Raw genomic sequence first — 19681 nt, 5'->3', positions numbered from 1 at the left:
GCCTTGGATGAAACAGCACAGCGCTCAGATTAGTTGAACGTGTGTTCAATCTCTACCGATTAATTGATCAGAGGAGGGCAAGGCATGGCGAAAGACCTTTCGTGGCAGGAAACCGGCGACGCCGGCAATGTGCTGAATATCGGGGCCTGGCGTTTTGACGGCGACGGCACTGGGCCGAAGGTGCACCTGCAGGCGGGCGTGCATGCCGACGAAATCGCCGGGATGCTGGTATTGCATCAATTGCTGCCGCGCTTGCAGGCATGTGCCGATCAGGGGCGACTCAAGGGGACGGTCACCGTGGTGCCCCAAGCCAATCCCTTCGGCATCGGCCAGTTTCGCCAGGGCCGCTTGCTCGGACGGTTTCACGAAGCCACCGGGCAGAATTTCAACCGTGCCTTCGACCATTCCCTGGCCATGGAGCGCCCGGCGAGCAACCTGGCGCAATGGCAGAAACGCCTGGTGCAGTTGGCTGCCGAGGCTGACCTGGTGCTGGACCTGCACACCGATGACGAGGCGTTGCCATACCTCTACATCCATCGCCGTTTCTGGCCCGACCAAGGCCTGGCGCTGGCAGCAGCGTTGCAGGTGGAGCTGGTGATTGTCTGGGATGAAGGCGGCGATGGCTCCTTTGAAGAAACCATCATCAATCACGCATCGCCGCAACTGGCCGCCACCATTGAGCTGCGCGGGCAGGCAGACGTCAGCGACGCCCTGGCGCAACAGGATGCCGATGGCTTGTGGGCGTGGTTGTGCGTCCACGGCGTGATCGACGAGGTGGCGAGCATCGCCGAATGGCCAGGCGACGTGGTCGACATGGGCTGCATGGAAACCATCCTCGCCCCCTGCGCCGGGATATTGGTGTTCGAGAAAAGCCTGGGCGACTACGTGGACGAAGGCACGTGTTTCGCGCGCATTATCGGCCGCCCCGGTGATCCGACCTCCGAAGTGACCTTGCACGCTGCCCAGGCCGGACGCATGGTCACCGCGCACCGCGAGCGCCTGGTGGCCCAGGGCTCGGTGGTCGCCAAGTTCACTGGCACACGGTTATCCGCCAGCTACAGCGGCGGCGTGCTCGACCCGTAGCGGCGCCTGCAACTGCAGCCACTCCCGCGGGCTGGTGCCGATCTTGCGGCGAAACGCACGGGCCAGCGCCGAGGGGCTTTCATAACCGACTTCATCGGCGATCAGGGCGATGGGGCGACCTTCACGCAGGCGTTTCTGTGCCAGGCTCACGCGCCAGCTCAGCACGTAGTCGGCTGGAGTCTGGCCGACCACTTTATGGAAATGCGCGGCGAAACTGGCACGGGACATGTTCGACTCAACGGCCATTTCCTGCACGGTCCATGGGCGTTCGGGGTTGTTGTGCAATAAGGTCATGGCCCGCGCCAGGCGCAAGTCAGCCAGGCCAGACATCATGCCGGTGGTCATGCTGTGATAGGCCATCATGTGGCGCAGGAACTGAATCACCATCAGCTCAAACAGCCGGTTCATCACCGCCTCGCGACCGCAATGTTCGGCAAAGGCTTCGTCGAACAGCCAGTCCAGCGTGCCGGCGATCATTGGGATCTGCTGCAGCGGCATCACGATGGTGTCGGTCAGCGCCACGGACAATGGGTTATCGATCCCCCCATCAAAGCGCAGCGAAGCCGCCACCACCTGGGCGCGCTCAGCTTTTGCCGCGACCAACCGATGGGGCAGGGGACGCGGCACCAGCACCAGGCTGGGCTCGGGAATACGCAGGGTGCCGTCGGGCATTTCCAGGCTGGCCTGGCCTTCCTTGAGCAAGTAAACCCGGCCGCGCTGCTGCAGATCGCGGGTGTCGAGGGCGCCGTGCAGGGGCCCGCTGTGAAAGGTATCGGCACCGATGCCGAAGTGCACCAGCAGTGTGGACAAGCGATCCATGACTCACCTGATAGCAAATAAACAATATTTTTAGACGATCTGCGCTATATCGTCGACTATTAGCCTCCATTTGTAAAACACACTTCGGCATCATGGCCTCACGTTCAACGCCTTGAGCGCCTACCCTAACGGAGCAAACGTCTATGAAAACCTTCAAGTTCTCCCGCGTCGCCGCCGCCCTGATCACCGGTGCATTGGCCTTCGGTATCGCCACCGCCAGCTTTGCCGCGCCACAGAAAGCCACCGTGGTATTGGTGCATGGCGCGTTCGCCGACGCCTCCAGCTGGAACGGCGTGATCGCCGGACTCAAGGCCGAAGGCTACCCGGTGGTCGCCGTGGCCAACCCGCTGCGCAGCGTCAAGACCGACTCGGACTACGTCGCCGACATCGTCGCACATACCCCGGGGCCGGTGATCCTGGTCGGCCACTCCTACGGAGGCTCGGTCATTACCAACGCCGTGCATGGCAGCGACAAGGTCAAGGCGCTGGTGTATGTGGCCGCTTTCGCCCCGGAAAAAGGCGAGACCGCGTTCGAACTGTCCGGCCGCTACCCTGGCGGCACCCTGGGTCCGACCCTCGACAAACCGGTGGTCTCCAAGGACGGCGTGACCGACCTGTATATCCAGCAAGACAAGTTCAACAGCCAGTTCGCCGCCGACGTGGCACCCAAGGAAGCCCAGTTGATGGCAGCCGGGCAACGTCCGATCACCGAAGCCGCGCTGAAGGAGCCGTCGGGTGACCCAGCCTGGAAAAGCGTGCCGTCCTACTTCATATACGGCTCAGCTGACAAAAATATTCCCGAGGCCGCGCTTAAATTCATGGCCGACCGTGCGGGTTCGAAGGAAACCGTGGATGTGAAGGGAGCTTCCCACGTGGTGATGGTGTCGAACCCGACGCGGGTGGTGGCGATCATCAACGATGCGGCGAAGGCTAACGCGCAATAACAGCGCTGATACCACTCGACGATAGGAGCTGGCTCGCCGGCGATGCAGGTACTCGGCACATCAGGCATAGCCAGGTGATGCCATCGCAGGCAAGCCAGCTCCCACATTTGATCGAGATCGGCTTTCCGATTGCAGGAGACCTCAAGGGTTCTCTAAGCGCTCCAGCAACAGGCGCTCCAATGTGCCCGCCGGCGCAGACTTCACCTAGGTATCTCCAGTGTCGCTCTCAGGCCACCGGACGCCAGGTTTTCCAGGTGTACCCGGCCGCCCAAGTGCTGAGCGATGGTGTGCACGATGGTCAGGCCCAAGCCAGCGCCTTCGGGATTGCCCCGGCTGTAGAACAGCTCGAAGAGACGTTCGCGCTGACTCTCGTCGATGCCCGGCCCTTGGTCGTCCACGGTCAGTACGAAGCGTTTGGCGTCCTGGCTCAGCTTCACGGTGATGACCCCATGTTCTGGAGAGAAATTCGCCGCGTTGGTCACCAGGTTGGTCAGGGCAATGTTGATCGCGCCAGGATCGGTCGTCACACGGTACGGGGCATCGTCGGCATTGAACACCAGTTCCAGGCCTTTGCTCAGCAGCCAGGGTGTCAGCTGGATCAGCGTTTCACGCACGGTTGTCGCGAGGTCGATCGTCTGAAGTGTTAGTTGCCCGGCGCTGGGTTCCAGGCGCGCCATGGTCAGCAATTGGCTGACCAGGCGGCTGGTGCGGTCGACGCCTGTGATCAGAAAGGCCAGTGATTCGCGTCGTTCGGCTTCGGTGCCGGCCTCCAGCAGGTTTTGCGCGTGCACGCGCAATACCGCCAGGGGCGTGCGCATCTCGTGGGCAGCGTCGGCGATAAAGCGCCGCTCACGGCCGAGCATCTCCTGGATCTGCGCGAGCATCCGGTTCAATGCCGCCTGCATCGGCTCCAGCTCGGTGGGCAAGGGCGTCAATTGCATCGGTTCCAGTGAGCCTGAGTGCCGCGCCCGCAACGTGGCGGCCATATCGGCCAGCGGCTTGAGACCCCAGCCGATGGCCAGCCAGACCATTGCTGCCAGGATCAAGCTACCCAACACATTGGGCCATAAAGTATGCCGCACGATGCGTTGCACCAGGTCGGAGCGCACGTCGTCACGCTCACCCACCCAGATGCGCAGGCCATTGTCCTTGTCCTTGAGCACGAAACCGCGCCATTCCCGGCCGTTCAGGTCGTCGATATTGCTGTACCCCGGTTGTGCCGGGGGCACGGCGAATGATGGCGCGCTGGCGGTAAATACCAGCAGTTCGCCTTTTGGGCTCCACACCTGGAAGGCGATCTTGCTTTCGTAAGGGTGCCCATCCACCTTGGGAATGGCCTCGCCCAAGGCTTTGTTAAAGGCGCGATACAGGTCGGCCTGGTCTTTGCTTGCCAGTGGCAGGCTCATGACACCTTGGAGCAGGCGCGCATTCTGCGCCAGTTGTGCATCGTAGACTTCGGCAATTTCGTGATTGCTGTCATGCAGGTTCAGCACGCTGATCACCAGCAAACCGGTGAGCAACAGGCCGATGATCAGCGTCAGGGTGCGCCGCCGGATCGAAGTCATCGGCGCTCCTCCACCAGGTAGCCAACGCCTCGAATGGTACGGATCAGATCGCTGGTGAACTTCTTGCGCAGGTGATGGATATGCACTTCCAGCGTGTTGCTTTCGGCTTCTTCGTTCCAGCCGTAGAGCAACTGCATCAATTGGTCACGGGTCATGACGCGGCCGGGCGGTGACAGCAATTCGTGCAGTAGTTGATATTCCTTGGGAGTCAGCAGCACGGGTTGGCCATGGTAACTGACGTGCTGCGTGCTCGGGTCAAGGCAGATGCCAGCGTGTTCGATCACCACCCGAGCGCGGCCGGCGCTGCGGCGCAGCAAGGCGCGCAAGCGCGCCTTGAGTTCGGCCAGATCGAAGGGTTTGATCAGGTAGTCATCGGCACCGGCATCGAGCCCGGCAATGCGGTCCTCGGTGGCATCGCGTGCCGTGAGGATCAACACGGGCACCGTGGCGCCACTGTCGCGCAGGCGACGCAGCACTTCCAGCCCGTCCATGCGTGGCAGGCCAAGGTCCAACACCACGGCGTCAAAGGTTTCGCTGAGCAGCGCGTGCAGGGCACTGCTGCCGTCTTGCAGCCAATCGACGGTGTACCCTTCGCGAGCCAGCGCCTGGTGAATACCTTCCCCCAGCGCCACGTCATCCTCGATCAGTAATAGACGCACGCAGACCCCTTGTCAGTTGAGTTTTTTATGGGTGTCGGCCAGCAGGCTTTCGATTTCCTTGCGCCGCCCGGCATCGGCGGTTTCCCGACCGGGCCGTGGCGCGGCCAGCAGGGCTTTTTGCAAGGCATCACGGGCTTCGCCATAACGTTTTTGCCGGTAGAGGTGTTCACCCCAGAAGTAAAGACTATCAATGCCCGTCGGGTTAAGTTGCAAGGCCTGTTTGAGCAACTGCTCAGCTTTGTCGGCATCGCCGAAACCGATCGGCCAGCCAGGTACCCGGTCGTACAGTGCCGCCAGGCTGGTGTAAGCCGAACCTTGCAGGGCCTTGGGGTCAAGGGCGAGGGCGGTTTCCAGGTCGGCCTTGGCCACCTTGACCTTGCTCAAGGCGCCGAGCCCGCCCTGAGCGCCGGCCCAACTGCTGGTGACAATCCCCGACCAGATCCACGCTTCGGCGACCTGAGGGCGATCCTGTGTGAACGCTGTCGCCTGGGCGGCCAGTCGTTCGAACGCTTGGGTACGCTGCTCCTCCGGCAGGTTGTATTGGATATGGGCCCAGCGCGTCTGGATGTCATTCAGGCGCTGCTGGTCGATGGAGTCCAATGCCCAGGTGAAGGGGCTCAAGGCGCTGAGCAACAGCGCGGCGAACAATTGTTTCATGGGTTCAGATCCTTATTCACGGGTTTAACGCTCAAGCGGCGGACCAGCGGCAGTTGTTTGCGCAAGCCGCGGTCGACCAGGTTCGGCAACAGGCTGTTGAGGCGCACGAAGAAGCGTTCTGGCCAGCCCAGGTAAAGGTCGCGTCGTTCGTTGGCGATCGCCTGGATCACCGCGGACGCCACGGTGTTCGGGTCGTCGACGTTAGACTTGAGTGCATCGTTCAAGGCCTGCGCCGCCGGGCTGTTCATCTGGGTCCGGGTCGCGCGCGGCGCTACGTACAGTACGCCGACACGCGTGTCGGCCAGTTCCCGGCGCAGGGCTTCGGAAAACCCGCGCAAGGCAAACTTGGTGGCGCAGTAGGTCGCATAGCCGGGGTAACCGATAGAGCCATACGTTGAGCCGACATTCACCACCATGGCGGTCGGTGCCTGCTTGAGCAGCGGCAGCAGCAGCTTGGTCAGGCAGATTGGCGCGGTGATGTTGAGCGCCAGCATGCTGTTGATCTCGTTGTCGTCTAACTGTTCCAACATGGCAAAGTGGTTGATGCCGGCTGCGTTGATCAACAGGTTGACGCCACCGATGGCCTCGGCGGCGGCCAGTACTTTACGGCGGTCGGTGAGGAAGGTCAGGTCGGCACTGACCCAGCACAGTTGCTGCGGATAGCGCTCAAGCAAGCCCTCCAGCGGCACGCGATGGCGGGCTACGGCGAGCACCTGCGCACCACTGGCGCACAGGGCAGAGGCGATGGCGAGGCCGATTCCACCGCTGGCGCCGGTCAGCACCACGCGAGCATCAGACAGGCGCATGGGGCGTCTCCCCGATACGCGGCAGGCTGCGGAACATGTCGGTGTAAAGGGCGTACACCACCTTTGATGCACGGATCACCGCGGCCTGGTCGTCGGGGTCTTCCAGGCTGTTCATCAAGCGGCGGTAGGTTTCCATGTGGCCGATGTCCAGGGAACCGTGAGAGCTCAGGTAGCTGAACGCGGTGGCCGGCAGTTGCAGGCGCTCACGGATGCTACCGGCCGCATGGGTAGCCAGGGCGATGCTGGTGCCTTCCAGCACATTGACCATGCCAAACAGGCCTACCGGGTTGTCACGGGCGATCAGGTCATAGAGGTAGCTGACCATCAGCTCGATAGGCAAACCTGGGCGTCCATCGCGCACCGCGTCTTTGTCTCCACCGCAGGCGGCAATGTCATTGAGCACCCAGTGTTCGTGGCCATATTCGTCCTCGATGTACTCGCAGACGGCCTTGCGCAGCCATTCCAGGCGTGACGGCAGGCGCGCACCGCAGGCCATCATCAATGGCACCGTGTGGCGGACGTGATAGTAGGCCTGGGCCAGGAACGCACGATAGCTTTCCAGGCTGACCTTGCCTTCCAGGGCGTCCCGGATGATCGGCAAATTGAACAGGGCCTGGCGTTCGTGTTGGGTGGCGTCTTGCAGGGTGTCGAAAAAATTCACGATGAGGACTCCTCATTCAGTTCGGGGGTGAGATCGGATTGATAACGGGCGACGATGGCGTCGCGCTTTGGTCGACCATTGGCCGTAAGCAGGCCGTTGGCGGTGGTAAACGGTTCTGCCAGGCGCGTCCAGCGATGCACCTGGGCGTAGTCGGGCAGGCCGGTGTTGGCCTCGGCCACCGCGGCGGCCAGTTGGGCGTCGCTGCAGTCGGCACGCAGGGGCCAGAGCAGGGCGTGGTTCTCCGGCAGGGCTTCGCCATAGACGAATGCCTGGGCGATGATGCCGCCCTGGGTCAACTCGGCCTCGACCCAGTCGGGGTTGACATTGCGCCCGTAACTGGTGACGAACTGATGCTTCTTGCGGCCCTTGAGGTAGAGAAAACCGTCTTCATCAACGTCACCCAGGTCGCCGGTGGGCCACCATGGCGCGTGCAGGTCGGGCTGGTCCAGGTAACCGAGCAGCATCGGTCCCTTGACCAGCACTTCGCCGTCTTCGGCCAGGCGGATTTCAACGTGGGGCAGCGGTCGACCGACACTGCCCGGACGGTGTGCCTCAGGATGATTGAGGCACACCACAGACGCGCACTCCGACAGCCCGTAACCCTCGTAAACCGTCATGCCCAATTGCTGCGCACGTTGCAGCAAGGCCTTGGATACGCGCGCGCCGCCGACGGCAGCAAATCGCAGGCTCTGGGGGTTGAACTCCTTTTGCTCGGCGGCGATTACCAGCATCAACAACAATTGCGGCACCAGGATCAGGCTGTGGGGCTGGCGCGTTGCCAGGCAACCGAGCAATTGGGCGGCGTCCACTGCGCTGGCGCCCTGGATGCCCAGGCTTTTCTGGCTGGGCAAGCTCAAAGTGGCGCCGGCATACAAGGCGGCGTAGCAGCCGAGGTTTTCCAGCAATATCGCGATGGGCAACAACGCCAGGTGGTGCCGCGGGTCCCTGGAATGGCTGGCCTGATGCAACTCGCGGGTAACCCGCAGCAAGCTGTCGGCGCTCAGGCAGACCCCTTTGGGGGCCCCGGTGGTGCCGGACGTGAACGTCAGCTTGGCGGTATTTGACGGCATCGCTGGCCGGCCTTCAAAGGTGCGGCACCAGAACTCGCCGGCTTGGCGGTAACCGCCAGCCTGCAGTTCTGCCGCCAGGTGAGGCTCGGCGATCACCCGTTCGGCGTGACTCTGTTCCAGGCAATGGGCGCGCTGGGCCGGGCTGAAGAACGGAGGCAGTGTCAGGCAGGTCAAGCCTTCGAACAGCACTGCCAGGTCCCACAGCATCGCGTCGACGCCATTGTCCAGGGCCAGGGCCACCACCTTGACGCCTTCGTCGCGCAGGCGCTCCTGGCGATAAGCGACTTCGGCGAACAGGGAGGTGTAGTCCATTTTCCAAGTGTCACCCCACAGGGCGATAGCACCATCGTTGCGTTCGGCATGGCCGCGCAGCACGGCGTGGAAACGACGGGTTTCAGGCGACATTGCTGGCGTCCTCGTTCGTAGGCAACCCCAGGCGTGAGAACAGGCCCATGTTGCGTAAATGAATGAACCCGGCGCGGATATTGCCGACATGCACCCAAGGCTGGCTCTCGTAGTAGCTGCCCCAGTGCTGGCGCTCATCGCCCAGGCGCTGCGGGTCGGCCGCGCAGAGAGTGACGGGCTTCAAGCCGAGGCGGTGGAAGCTGTTGACCAGACCGATGTTGCCGGTGAACGCCACCCACTCCAGCCCTCCCATGGCCAGCAGCCAGGTAATGGCGATGATGCTCAAGCGCGCACTGCCGGTGTCGCTGGCCGCGAGGTTGCCGACTTCGGCGATGACGCTGCGCTCCACCGGATGTTCGGCGGCGGCACTGATCAGCGGGTCGATCGGATGGTCGAGGTAGCGTTCCAGGAACAACGGCTCGGCGCTCGCCAGGCGGACGCCGGCGACCGCGCAGAGCTCATCGTTGGCGTGGCTCACGCCAAACAACTGCGGCATGAAGTGGCGAATGTCAGCGCCGTGTGCGACGCGGAAACGCTGTTGGATAAATGCCTCGAAAGCAGGTCGCTGAGGGTCTTGGGGCAGGGCGCGGCAGAGGCGCAGCGGTGCACTGTTTGCCTGGCCGAATAGCAGGGGCAAGGGAATGTTCCAATCGATATCGGGCATTGGCGGTACGCCTCCCAAGTGAAGTTGGGGGCAGTATCGAAGGCATTTCTTAACGAAGTCTGAAGGTGGCGAAAATGATCGATTTGGCGATCTTCAGACTGCCTTAAGACTCCTCGGGGAGGGTGGCGTCGACTCTTCCAAGCCACGTTCGGCCATCCCTTCCCCACAAGGTGTCTTTTTCATGAGCGAAACCCAGACCACACAGCGCTATACACGGTTATCGATGACCCTGCATTGGCTGATGCTGGCGCTGTTTGTTGGCGTCTATGGCTGCATCGAACTCAAAGGCCTGTTGCCCCGCGGCCATGCGCTCAAAAGCCTGCTCCTTGGCGGCCACGCACTGTTCGGCAGCGGGATTTTCCTGCTGGTGTGGTTGCGTTTGCTCGGGCGCCTGGCACCTCGGCCACCGATCGTGCCGCGCCCGCCGGCCTGGCAGACCGGCGTGTCGCACCTTATGCACCTGGCGTTGTACGGCCTGATGATCATCACGCCGATATTGGCCTGGTTGATGCTCAACGCCGGCGGCAAGCCCGTGCCGTATTTTGAATTTGCCTTGCCCTCGCTGGTAGCGCCAGACCCGGTCCTGGCCAAGCAATTCAAGCATTGGCACGAATGGCTGGGCAGTGCCGGTTATTGGTTGATCGGCCTGCATGCGGTGGCTGGGCTTTTCCATCATTACTGGGTGCGAGACAACACCCTGATGCGCATGTTGCCAAAACGCTAGAACCACACAAATCGCGAATAACGCGCCTGGTGAAACGTTTCATCTTGCGATAAACGGCTCACGCAAGCGCTTGCGTAAGTAAATGTATCTGATTAGAGTCGGTGGCAATCGGCTCTGATCCAAGGGGCTCGAATACAAAAATAAAAAAATCCAGGAGCTCATCCATGAGCCTTGAACCCTTGCTTGAGATGCAGGGCATCAGCAAAACCTTCAATGGTTTGCGCGTGCTCAAGACGGTCGGCCTGAAGGTCTACCCCGGCGAAATCCACGCCTTGATGGGGGAGAACGGCGCCGGCAAGTCGACGCTGATGAAGATTCTCTCCGGTGCCTACCAAGCCGACCCAGGCGGTGAAATCCGCATTGCCGGTCAGCTCATCCCCACCTTCGACCCCGCCACCGCCAAAGCCCTTGGCATCGCCGTGATCTATCAGGAATTGAGCCTGTGCCCCAACCTGAGCGTGGCCGAGAACATTTACCTGGGCCGCGAATTGCGGCGCGGCTGGACCATCGATCGTAAGGGCATGGAGGCCGGTTGCATCGAAGTGTTGCAGCGCCTGGGCGCTGAGTTCACCCCGGCCACGCGAGTCAGCAGCCTGTCGATCGCCGAGCGTCAGTTGGTGGAAATCGCCCGCGCCCTGCATGCCCACGCCAAGATCCTGGTGATGGACGAACCCACCACGCCCTTGTCATCCCGCGAGACCGACCGCTTGTTCGCGCTGATCAAGCAACTGCGCAGCCAGGGCTTGGCGATCATCTACATCAGCCACCGCATGGCCGAAATCTACGCGTTATCGGACCGCGTCTCGGTGCTGCGTGACGGCCAGTACATCGGCGAGTTGACCCGCGATGCACTGTCCGCCGAAGCGTTGGTGAAAATGATGGTGGGCCGCGACCTGTCAGGGTTCTACAAGAAGGAACACGCCGCGTATAACCCCGGCAACGTGGTGATGCGGGTGCGCGACATGGCCGACGGCAAGCGCGTGCGCCACTGCAGTTTCGACGTGCATGCCGGCGAAGTACTGGGCATTGCCGGCCTGGTCGGGGCAGGGCGCACCGAGCTGGCGCGGCTGATCTTTGCGGCCGACCCACGCACCTCGGGCACCCTGGAAGTGGTCGGCAAGGCCGTTACCCCACTGCGCACCCCGGCGGATGCGATTCGCGCAGGCGTCGTCTACCTCACCGAAGACCGCAAGGCTCAGGGCCTGTTCCTCGACATGAGCGTGGCGGACAACATCAACGTCTGCGCCTGTGTGCCGGATGCCCATGCCGGCGGAGTGCTGGACCGCGACCATGCGTTGCAGCGATCCAATGATGCGATCAAGTCGCTGTCGATTCGCGTGGCGTCAGGCAAGGTCAATGCTGGCGCCTTGTCCGGCGGCAATCAGCAGAAGGTGCTTCTGGCACGGCTGCTGGAGGTCAAACCCCACGTGCTGATCCTCGACGAGCCCACACGCGGCGTCGACATCGGCTCCAAGTCCGAGATCTACCGCATCATCAATCAATTGGCCCAGGCCGGCATCGGCATCGTGGTGATTTCCAGCGAGTTGCCGGAAATCATCGGCACCTGCGACCGCGTGTTGATCATGCGCGAAGGCCAGCTCGTCGCTGAAGTCGGCGGTGCCTCCGGCCAGGCTATTTCCCAAGAACGCATTATTGACCTCGCCACCGGTGGCGATCAGGTGGTTGCCCATGGCTGAGTTGAATATCGCAACGACAAACAAAGCGGAACGCGCACGCGAGCTGATGCGCACGGTGGGCATGTTGCCCGTGCTGATCTTGCTGTTGGTGGGCTTTGCCCTGGCCAGCGAGAACTTCCTGACGATGCAGAACCTGTCGATCATCTCCCAACAGGCGTCGGTGAACGTGGTGCTGGCGGCGGGCATGACGTTTGTGATCCTCACCGCCGGTATCGACTTGTCAGTGGGCGCGATCCTGGCGGCCTCGGCGGTGGTGGCGTTGCAGGCGTCGATGTCGCCGCAGTTCGGCATGTTCGGGATTGCCGCGGGTATCGGCTTCGGGCTGTTGCTCGGGCTGGTCAATGGCGGGTTGATCGCTTTTATGCGCCTGCCGCCGTTTATCGTCACCCTTGGCGCACTGACGGCCATGCGCGGGCTGGCGCGGCTTTTGGCGGACGACAAGACCGTGTTCAACCCGGACCTGCCATTTGCCTTCATCGGCAATGACTCGTTACTCGGCGTGCCCTGGTTGGTGATCATCGCCGTGGCCGTGGTGGCGCTGTCGTGGTTCATCCTGCGCCGCACGGTGATGGGCGTGCAGATCTACTCGGTCGGCGGCAACCCGGAAGCGGCGCGGTTGTCGGGGATCAAGGTGTGGAAGGTGCTGCTGTTCGTCTACGCCATGTCCGGCGCGCTGGCCGGGCTGGGCGCGGTGATGAGCGCTTCGCGTCTATTCGCTGCCAATGGTTTGCAACTGGGGCAATCCTACGAGCTGGATGCGATTGCGGCGGTGATCCTCGGTGGCACCAGTTTCACCGGCGGCGTCGGCACCATCGGCGGCACACTGATCGGTGCGCTGATCATTGCAGTGCTCACCAATGGGCTGGTGCTGCTGGGCGTGTCGGATATCTGGCAATACATCATCAAGGGCATTGTGATCATCGGCGCGGTGGCGCTGGATCGTTATCGCCAGTCCGGTGCGCGGACCTGATTTCATACAACAATCACAAGAGAGACCCGCATGAACCTTAAACGCATGTTTCCCGTCATTGCCTTGGCTGCCCTGATGTCCCAAGCCGTCGAAGCCCGTGAGTTGAAAGCCCTCGGCATCAGCATGGGTTCCCTGGGCAACCCGTACTTCGTGACCCTGGCCGATGGCGCCACGGCGCGGGCCAAGGAGCTGAACCCCAATGTCAAGGTCACCTCGGTGTCGGCTGACTATGACCTGAGCAAGCAGTTTTCGCAGATCGATAACTTCATTTCGTCCAAGGTCGACCTGATCCTGATCAACGCCGTCGACCCGTCTGCCATGGCCTCGGCGATCAAGAAAGCCCGCGATGCCGGGATCGTCGTGGTCGCTGTGGATGTGGACGCCAAGGGCGTCAACGCCACCGTGCAGACCGACAACGTCGAAGCCGGCAAGCTGGCCTGCCAGTACCTGGTGGACAAGCTCTCCGGCAAGGGCAACGTGATCATCCAGAACGGCCCGCAAGTGACCGCCGTGACCGACCGCGTCAAAGGTTGCAAGGCCGCACTCGCTGCTGCGCCCGACATCAAGGTGCTGTCCGATGATCAGGACGGCAAAGGCTCCCGCGAAGGTGGCTTGAACGTGATGCAGGGTTATCTCACGCGCTTCCCGAAAATCGACGGCTTGTTCGCGATCAACGACCCGCAAGCCGTCGGCAGCGACCTGGCGGCCAAGCAGCTCAAGCGCAGCGGCCTCATCATCACCTCGGTGGATGGCGCGCCGGATATCGAGAATGCGCTGAAGACCGACTCCCAGATACAGGCGTCTTCCAGCCAGGACCCATGGGCCATGGCGCAGACCGCGGTAAACGTGGGCAATGACATTCTCAACGACAAAGCCCCGGCCGAAGCGGTTACCCTGCTCACGCCCAAACTGATCACCCGCGACAACATCGGTACGTACAGCGGTTGGTCGAGTAAACATTGATCCATTGAGAAGGAACAACGCCGTGGTCACCATGGATGACGTGGCAAGCCGGGCCGGGGTGTCGACATCGACGGTGTCGCACGTGTTGAACGGCACCCGCAAGGTCAGCCCGGCCACCGTGCTGGCGGTGCAGCAGGCGATCCAGGCGTTGGGCTACATCCCCAACACCCTGGCGCGCTCGCTGGCCCGGTCAAGCACCAATACCATGGGTGTGGCGATCTCGGCGTTGTCCAACCACTACTTCAGCGAAACGGTGCACGCGATTGAAACCGAGTGCGCCAAGAACGGCTACATGATGCTGTTTGTCGACACCCATGATGATCCGGAGCAGGAATTGCGGGTGGTCACGGCGCTGCATCATCGGCGGGTGGATGGGATTGTGCTGGCGCCCTCCAATGGCTCCAAGGCGCTGGAGTACCTGCGGGCCAACGAGGTTCCAGCAGTGCTGGTTGACCGCATGATGAGCGATCAATTTGACCAGATCGGGGTGGACAACGCCCAGCCGACCCAGGCCCTTATCCAGCACCTGATCGCCCATGGGCACCGGCGGATTGGTTTTATCGCCGGGCGGGAGGGGTTCAGTACCACGGACGAGCGCGTCGCGGGTTATCGCGCGGCATTGCTCGCGGCGGGGCTGGCGTTTGATCCGCAACTGCTGGTCAACGGCGGCTCCAACACTGAACCGGCGCGCAAGGCAACGGTGCAGTTGCTGGGGCTGGCAGCACCACCTACGGCGATTATGGCCGGTAATAACCTGATGACCCTCGGCGCCATGCAGGCCCTGCGTGACGCGCAGATTACCGTGCCGGGGCAGATGGCCCTGGTCGGTTTCGATGATTTTGACTGGGCGGACTTTTTCGAGCCACGCCTGACCCTGATCGCGCAGCCGGTCCAGGCACTCGGCGCCCAGGCCGTGCACCTGTTGTTGCAACGCATGGCCTCGCCTGACGCGCCGCCCCACAGCGTGCGCCTGACGCCGACCCTGCAAGTGCGTAATTCATGTGGCTGTATTGGATTGGAATGACCTCCGTATGAGCAACCCTGTTTCCCTCGGCATCGACCTCGGCACCTCGGAACTCAAAGCGATCCTCATGGACCTCGACGGTTCAGTCCTGGCCCATGCCGGCGTGCGCCTGAGCGTGTCGCGGCGTCATAGCGGCTGGTCCGAGCAAGACCCGCAGGATTGGTGGCAGGCGTGTTTGCAGGCGCTGGCCCAGTTGCGCACGCATGAGGCATTTGCCCGTGTGGCCTGTATCGGCCTGTCTGGGCAGATGCATGGCGCGGTGTTGCTGGGGGCGGATAATCGCGTGTTGTATCCGGCGATCCTGTGGGATGACTCGCGTGCGGTCGCCGAGGCTGAACGGTTGGGAACGGCGTTTGCCGACGTCACCGGCAGCCTGCCCATGGCGGGGCTGACAGCGCCGAAACTGTTGTGGCTGAAACAGCATGAGCCGCAGGTGTTCAAGGCCATCGATTGTGTGCTGTCACCCAAGGACTACCTGCGCTTGCGTTTGAGTGGCGAGCGCATCAGCGAGATGTCGGATGCCGCCGGCACATTGTGGCTGGATGTGGCACGGCGTGAGTGGTTCGTCCCGATGTTGCGCGCGACGGGGCTGTCGCCTGCGCAGATGCCCAGGTTGGTCGAGGGCGGTGCCGCGAGCGCGGTGTTGACGGCGGACGGGCTGGGTTTGTCTTCCTCCGTCGTGATTGCCGGCGGCGGCGGTGACAACCCGGTCGCGGCTGTCGGTATCGGTGCGATCAAGGCAGGGGACGCCTTTATCACCCTCGGCACCAGCGCGGCCATCGTCGCCATCACCGACCACGCTGCCGGCAACCCGGCCAGCGCGGTACACAGCTTTTGCCATGCACTGCCTGACCGTTGGTACACCATGGGCGCCATGCTGGCCGGGGCCAGTTGCCTGCGTTGGGTCACGCGGCTGACGGGGATGCCGGATGAACAGACCTTGTTGGACCAGGTGCAGGCGCAATTGCCGATTGAGCAGGCAGTGCCCCTCAGTACCCCGCTGTTTCTGCCGTACCTCGCCGGCGAACGCACGCCGCACAACGATCCGCTGCTGCGCGGCGGATTCATGGGCCTGGGCCATGACTGCACACCCGCTATGCTCGGTTATGCGGTGATGGAAGGGGTGGGTTTCGGTTTGCTGGATGCGCTGCGCGCCGTGCAATCGGCCGGTGCCAACGTTGATGCCTGCGCCTTGGTGGGCGGCGGGGCGCGCAGCGAATACTGGGCGCAGTTGCTGGCCAACATCCTCCAGCGGGAGATATACACGTTGCACGGCAGTGAATTGAGCGCCTGCATCGGGGCGGCGAAACTGGGCTTCCTGTCGATCGGGGAAGGGGACGCGTTGTTGCAAGCGGGAATGCCGGTGAAGGCCCGGTATAGGCCGGATCCCGCACAGCAGGCAGTACTGGCAGCGCGTTATCGCCTGTTTCAGGGTTTACTGGGAGCGGCAAAAGCACTGCACGAACAGGCCACGCAGCCGTGTCAGGCATCGCGCTGATGACTCACGATCACTCATCCGACAGCGGCGGCAAACGCCGTTTCACCGGGGTTTTCTTGACGATCGCGGTGTTGGTTTCGGCATAGGCATTCAGCTTGTCGAGCAGGTTGTCCAGATGATCCATGGTGCGCACATGCAGCCGTGCGATGAAGCAATCATCGCCGGTCACTTTGTCGCACTCGGTGAATTCGGGGATCGCCTGGATCTGCCGTTCCACCTCATGCAGTTTGCCGGGCAGGGGGCGGATGCGCACGATGGCTTGCAGCAGGTAGCCGAAGTGCTTGGGGTCGATGTCGACGGTGTAGTGGGTTAGCACGCCGCGCTCTTCAAGACGGCGCAGGCGTTCGCTGACACTCGGCGAGGACAGCCCGGTAATGCCGGCCAGGGTCTTGAGGGACAGGCGTGAGTCGTCCATCAAAGCGGCGATGAGTTGCTGGTCGATGGTGTCAATCATGGTTTCCACCTAATAAGTAAAGGCAATCCAGTGGTTTGGCCTTTTTTAGGCGCTGGAGCCGCTCCCGAACAGATTGCCATAATTGAGCCTCACTTGAGGAGCTTCAATCATGGACACATCCATCCGTCGTGGTTCGTGGGAAATGATCGCCGCCATGCTCATCTCGGGCACCATTGGCTGGTTTGTACTGGTCTCTGGCGTGTCGGTGATCGAAGTGGTGTTCTGGCGCTGCGTGATCGGTGGGCTGACGCTCTTGCTGGTGTGCGCGCTGCTGGGTTATTTGCGCCTGGACCTGCTGAACGGGGCCAAGCTCGGCCTGGCGATGCTCAGTGGCGTGGCGATTGTTGGCAATTGGTTGCTGCTGTTCGAATCCTATTCCCGTGCCTCCATTGCCATCAGCACAGCGGTGTACAACGTCCAGCCGTTCATGTTGGTGATGCTGGCGGCAGTGTTCCTCGGAGAAAAGATCACCGTGCAGAAACTGGCGTGGCTGAGTATTGCGTTTTTGGGGATGCTGGCGATTGTCACGGCCCATGGCGACCAACAGACCGGCGACGATTACCTGGCCGGCATCGCCTTGGCGCTGGGTGCGGCGTTTCTCTATGCCATTGCGGCGCTGATCATCAAGCGTTTGAAAGAAGTGCCACCGCATTTGATGGCGTTGATCCAGGTGACCACCGGCGCGCTGCTGCTCGCGCCAATGGTGCCTTGGAACAGTTTGCCAGCCACTACCAACGCCTGGGCGGCATTGGTGACACTCGGCGTGGTGCACACCGGTTTGATGTACGTGCTGCTGTACGGCGCGATCCAGAAACTGCCCACGGCAATTACCGGTGCGCTGTCGTTCATCTACCCGATTGCGGCGATCTTCGTCGATTGGATCGCCTTCGGGCATCGCCTGGGCTGGCTGCAATGGTTGGGTGTGGCGGCGATTCTGCTGGCGGCTGCGGGGTTGCAGCGGGGCTGGTGGTGGCCCCGCTCGCAGACGGTCAGTGCGTACCCTGGAAAATGATGTTTTCCGGGTTGAAGTGCTCCACCGCGCTGCCCGGTTGCGGCAAGCCCAGGATATGCCCCTTGATCTTGCCCACCACGTGCATCTCGCACGGTTTGCAGTCGAACTTCAGGGTCAGCACTTCATCGCCGTGGATCAACTGCATCGGCGCGACCTTGGTCTTCACGCCCGTGACACCCTTCGCCTGTTTAGGGCACAGGTTGAACGAGAAGCGCAGGCAGTGCTTGGTGATCATCACCGGTACTTCGCCGGTTTCCTCATGGGCTTCGAACGCGGCGTCGATCAGCTTCACCCCATGACGGTGGTAGAAGTCGCGGGCTTTCTGGTTGTAGACGTTGGCCAGGAACGACAGGTGCGCATCCGGGTAGACCGGCGGCGGGGTGGTTTCGGCTTTGCGTCCACCGCGTGGATGTGCGGCAACACGGGCAGCGGTCAGCGCTTCGATCACTTCGCGGCGCAAGGCTTTGAGCTGTGAGTTGGGGATGAAGAACGCTTGCGGCGCATCCAGCTGGATATCGGTCGCGTGGTATTCGGTGGTGCCCAGTTGGCCGAGCAGGTCGCGCAAGGTATCCAGCGCCTGCTCCGGCTTGTTGGCCACGCCGAACGGGCCGGGCAGGGTGACGCTGGCGCTGATGCCTTCTTCACTGGTGGCAGTCACGTCCAGCTGCTCTTCACGCAGGCGAGCCACCCACGTCAGGCCGATGCGGCGTTCGGACGAGGTCTTCAACAGCGCCTGTTGCCAGTTGTGGTCGAGGTTGCGGTTCAGCGGATGATTCGGGCGCAGTTGATGCAGGCCGGCCGGCATTTCATTCGGTTCGACGCGGTAGCGATAGCGTTTCTCGCCGTCTTCCTCGAACTCGCCCTTAGGCTCGGCGATGTTGGCGCGGAAACCCACCACTTCACGCTTGACCAGCACGTTGAGGCCGTCGCCATTGGACAGCGGCTCATGGGTGACCACTTGCAGGTCACGCTTGCCGGCTTTTTCCACCACACCCACCGGCAGGCCGGTGAACGTCGGGGTGTCGAAGGCGCCGATGTCGATCTTGCGGTCAGTGACGAAATAGTCGGTGCTGCCACGGTGGAAGGTCTTTTCCGGATCGGGCAGGAAGAAGTGCGCGGTACGGCCGCTGGAAGCGCGAGCCAGGTCCGGGCGGTCTTCAAGGATCTCGTCGAGGCGCTGACGGTAGTAGGCGGTGATGTTCTTCACATAGCCCATGTCCTTATAGCGACCTTCGATCTTGAATGAGCGCACGCCGGCTTCGACCAAGGCGCGCAGGTTGGCGCTCTGGTTGTTGTCTTTCATCGACAGCAGGTGCTTTTCAAAGGCCACGACACGGCCCTGATCATCTTTCAAGGTGTACGGCAAACGGCAGGCCTGGGAGCAATCTCCACGGTTGGCACTACGGCCGTTCTGCGCGTGGGAGATGTTGCACTGCCCGGAGAACGCCACGCACAAGGCGCCGTGGATGAAAAACTCGATGGCGGCATCGGTTTCGTCGGCGATGGCGCGGATTTCCTGCAGGTTCAGCTCACGGGCCAAGACCAACTGCGAGAAACCGGCCTGGTCGAGAAACTTGGCGCGGCCCAGGGTGCGAATGTCGGTCTGGGTACTGGCGTGCAGCTCGATGGGCGGAATGTCCAGCTCCATCACGCCAAGGTCTTGCACGATCAACGCATCGACGCCGGCGTCATAGAGCTGATGGATCAGCTTGCGCGCCGGTTCCAGTTCGTTGTCATGCAAGATGGTGTTGATCGTGGTGAACACGCGTGCGTGGTACCGGCGCGCGAATTCTACCAGGGACGCGATATCGCTCACGTCGTTACAGGCGTTATGGCGCGCGCCGAAGCTCGGGCCGCCAATGTACACGGCGTCGGCGCCATGCAGGATCGCCTCGCGCGCGATGGCGACATCGCGGGCAGGGCTGAGTAATTCCAGGTGATGCTTGGGCAAGGACATAGTTTTTTTAGTCAGGCTTGTCACGGTTGAGGCGGGCATTGTAGCTGTG

General features: G+C 62.2%; 19 protein-coding genes. 9 read left to right on the top strand and 10 right to left on the bottom strand.

Features of this window, described 5'->3' with window-relative positions:
* Positions 1-84: 84 nt before the first annotated feature.
* Entirely contained in the window at positions 85-1083 is a 999-nt protein-coding gene (locus AB4O08_RS27850; RefSeq protein ID WP_137205958.1) for a M14 family metallopeptidase, read from the top strand.
* Here AB4O08_RS27850 and AB4O08_RS27845 read toward each other — a convergent pair.
* The gene (locus tag AB4O08_RS27845) at positions 1045-1902 is read right to left on the bottom strand and encodes an AraC family transcriptional regulator (protein ID WP_010210488.1); all 858 of its coding nucleotides are present in this window, start codon (positions 1900-1902) and stop codon (positions 1045-1047) included. The two genes, AB4O08_RS27850 and AB4O08_RS27845, sit on opposite strands and share 39 nt — an antisense overlap.
* Before the next feature lie 143 nt (positions 1903-2045).
* On the opposite strand from AB4O08_RS27845, the gene AB4O08_RS27840 reads away from it, so the two are divergent.
* Entirely contained in the window at positions 2046-2846 is an 801-nt protein-coding gene (locus AB4O08_RS27840; RefSeq protein WP_021493165.1) for an alpha/beta fold hydrolase, read from the top strand.
* A gap of 200 nt (positions 2847-3046) precedes the next feature.
* Here AB4O08_RS27840 and AB4O08_RS27835 read toward each other — a convergent pair whose 3' ends face one another.
* From AB4O08_RS27835 to AB4O08_RS27805, 7 genes are read right to left on the bottom strand one after another with little or no spacing between them, the layout of a single operon-like run.
* Positions 3047-4411: a sensor histidine kinase gene (locus AB4O08_RS27835; RefSeq protein ID WP_021493164.1), complete on the bottom strand. Its 1365-nt coding sequence runs from the start codon at positions 4409-4411 to the stop codon at positions 3047-3049.
* Entirely contained in the window at positions 4408-5070 is a 663-nt protein-coding gene (locus AB4O08_RS27830) for a response regulator (RefSeq protein ID WP_010210483.1), read from the bottom strand. Before AB4O08_RS27830 ends, AB4O08_RS27835 begins: the two co-directional genes overlap by 4 nt.
* Before the next feature lie 12 nt (positions 5071-5082).
* Positions 5083-5727, bottom strand: coding sequence for a tetratricopeptide repeat protein (locus AB4O08_RS27825; protein ID WP_010210481.1), 645 nt, complete (start codon positions 5725-5727; stop codon positions 5083-5085).
* Positions 5724-6533, bottom strand: coding sequence for an SDR family oxidoreductase (locus AB4O08_RS27820; RefSeq protein ID WP_010210479.1), 810 nt, complete (start codon positions 6531-6533; stop codon positions 5724-5726). Before AB4O08_RS27820 ends, AB4O08_RS27825 begins: the two co-directional genes overlap by 4 nt.
* Positions 6520-7194 carry a TenA family transcriptional regulator gene (locus AB4O08_RS27815; RefSeq protein ID WP_042572414.1) on the bottom strand — a complete coding sequence of 225 codons (675 nt, stop codon included), beginning with the start codon at positions 7192-7194 and terminating at the stop codon, positions 6520-6522. Before AB4O08_RS27815 ends, AB4O08_RS27820 begins: the two co-directional genes overlap by 14 nt.
* Positions 7191-8669: an AMP-binding protein gene (locus AB4O08_RS27810; RefSeq protein ID WP_460114596.1), complete on the bottom strand. Its 1479-nt coding sequence runs from the start codon at positions 8667-8669 to the stop codon at positions 7191-7193. Before AB4O08_RS27810 ends, AB4O08_RS27815 begins: the two co-directional genes overlap by 4 nt.
* Positions 8659-9333 (bottom strand): thermostable hemolysin, encoded by a 675-nt coding sequence (locus tag AB4O08_RS27805; RefSeq protein WP_198832021.1) that lies wholly within the window; start codon positions 9331-9333, stop codon positions 8659-8661. Before AB4O08_RS27805 ends, AB4O08_RS27810 begins: the two co-directional genes overlap by 11 nt.
* 181 nt (positions 9334-9514) lie before the next feature.
* On the opposite strand from AB4O08_RS27805, the gene AB4O08_RS27800 reads away from it, so the two are divergent.
* From AB4O08_RS27800 to xylB, 6 genes are all read left to right on the top strand, one after another.
* Complete coding sequence (locus tag AB4O08_RS27800; protein ID WP_021493159.1) at positions 9515-10057, top strand: cytochrome b; 543 nt, start codon at positions 9515-9517, stop codon at positions 10055-10057.
* Between the two features lie 164 nt (positions 10058-10221).
* Positions 10222-11754 (top strand): sugar ABC transporter ATP-binding protein, encoded by a 1533-nt coding sequence (locus AB4O08_RS27795; RefSeq protein WP_069673062.1) that lies wholly within the window; start codon positions 10222-10224, stop codon positions 11752-11754.
* Positions 11747-12724, top strand: coding sequence for an ABC transporter permease subunit (locus AB4O08_RS27790; RefSeq protein ID WP_010210472.1), 978 nt, complete (start codon positions 11747-11749; stop codon positions 12722-12724). The genes AB4O08_RS27795 and AB4O08_RS27790 overlap by 8 nt, the downstream gene beginning before the upstream one ends.
* A 30-nt stretch (positions 12725-12754) precedes the next feature.
* A complete protein-coding gene (locus AB4O08_RS27785; protein ID WP_010210471.1) occupies positions 12755-13687 on the top strand; it encodes an ABC transporter substrate-binding protein in 933 nt (310 codons plus the stop codon).
* Positions 13688-13709: 22 nt separating this feature from the next.
* The gene (locus AB4O08_RS27780; RefSeq protein ID WP_460114595.1) at positions 13710-14711 is read left to right on the top strand and encodes a LacI family DNA-binding transcriptional regulator; all 1002 of its coding nucleotides are present in this window, start codon (positions 13710-13712) and stop codon (positions 14709-14711) included.
* 7 nt (positions 14712-14718) lie between these two features.
* Entirely contained in the window at positions 14719-16209 is a 1491-nt protein-coding gene (gene xylB / locus AB4O08_RS27775) for a xylulokinase (RefSeq protein ID WP_044287196.1), read from the top strand.
* A gap of 10 nt (positions 16210-16219) precedes the next feature.
* On the opposite strand, the gene AB4O08_RS27770 is transcribed toward xylB, so the two are convergent.
* On the bottom strand, positions 16220-16663 hold the full coding sequence (locus AB4O08_RS27770; protein ID WP_010210467.1) for an Lrp/AsnC family transcriptional regulator: 444 nt from the start codon (positions 16661-16663) through the stop codon (positions 16220-16222).
* Between the two features lie 109 nt (positions 16664-16772).
* Here AB4O08_RS27770 and AB4O08_RS27765 point away from each other — a divergent pair, with 109 nt between their 5' ends.
* Complete coding sequence (locus AB4O08_RS27765) at positions 16773-17675, top strand: DMT family transporter (protein ID WP_010210466.1); 903 nt, start codon at positions 16773-16775, stop codon at positions 17673-17675.
* Here AB4O08_RS27765 and AB4O08_RS27760 read toward each other — a convergent pair.
* Positions 17653-19632 carry a peptidase U32 family protein gene (locus AB4O08_RS27760; protein ID WP_021493154.1) on the bottom strand — a complete coding sequence of 660 codons (1980 nt, stop codon included), beginning with the start codon at positions 19630-19632 and terminating at the stop codon, positions 17653-17655. The two genes, AB4O08_RS27765 and AB4O08_RS27760, sit on opposite strands and share 23 nt — an antisense overlap.
* Positions 19633-19681 lie beyond the last annotated feature (49 nt).

It is taken from the genome of Pseudomonas sp. H3_E07, assembly GCF_054668895.1.
The sequence above is the reverse complement of the archived record's forward strand: the minus strand, read 5'-3'. Positions and strand labels throughout refer to the sequence as shown.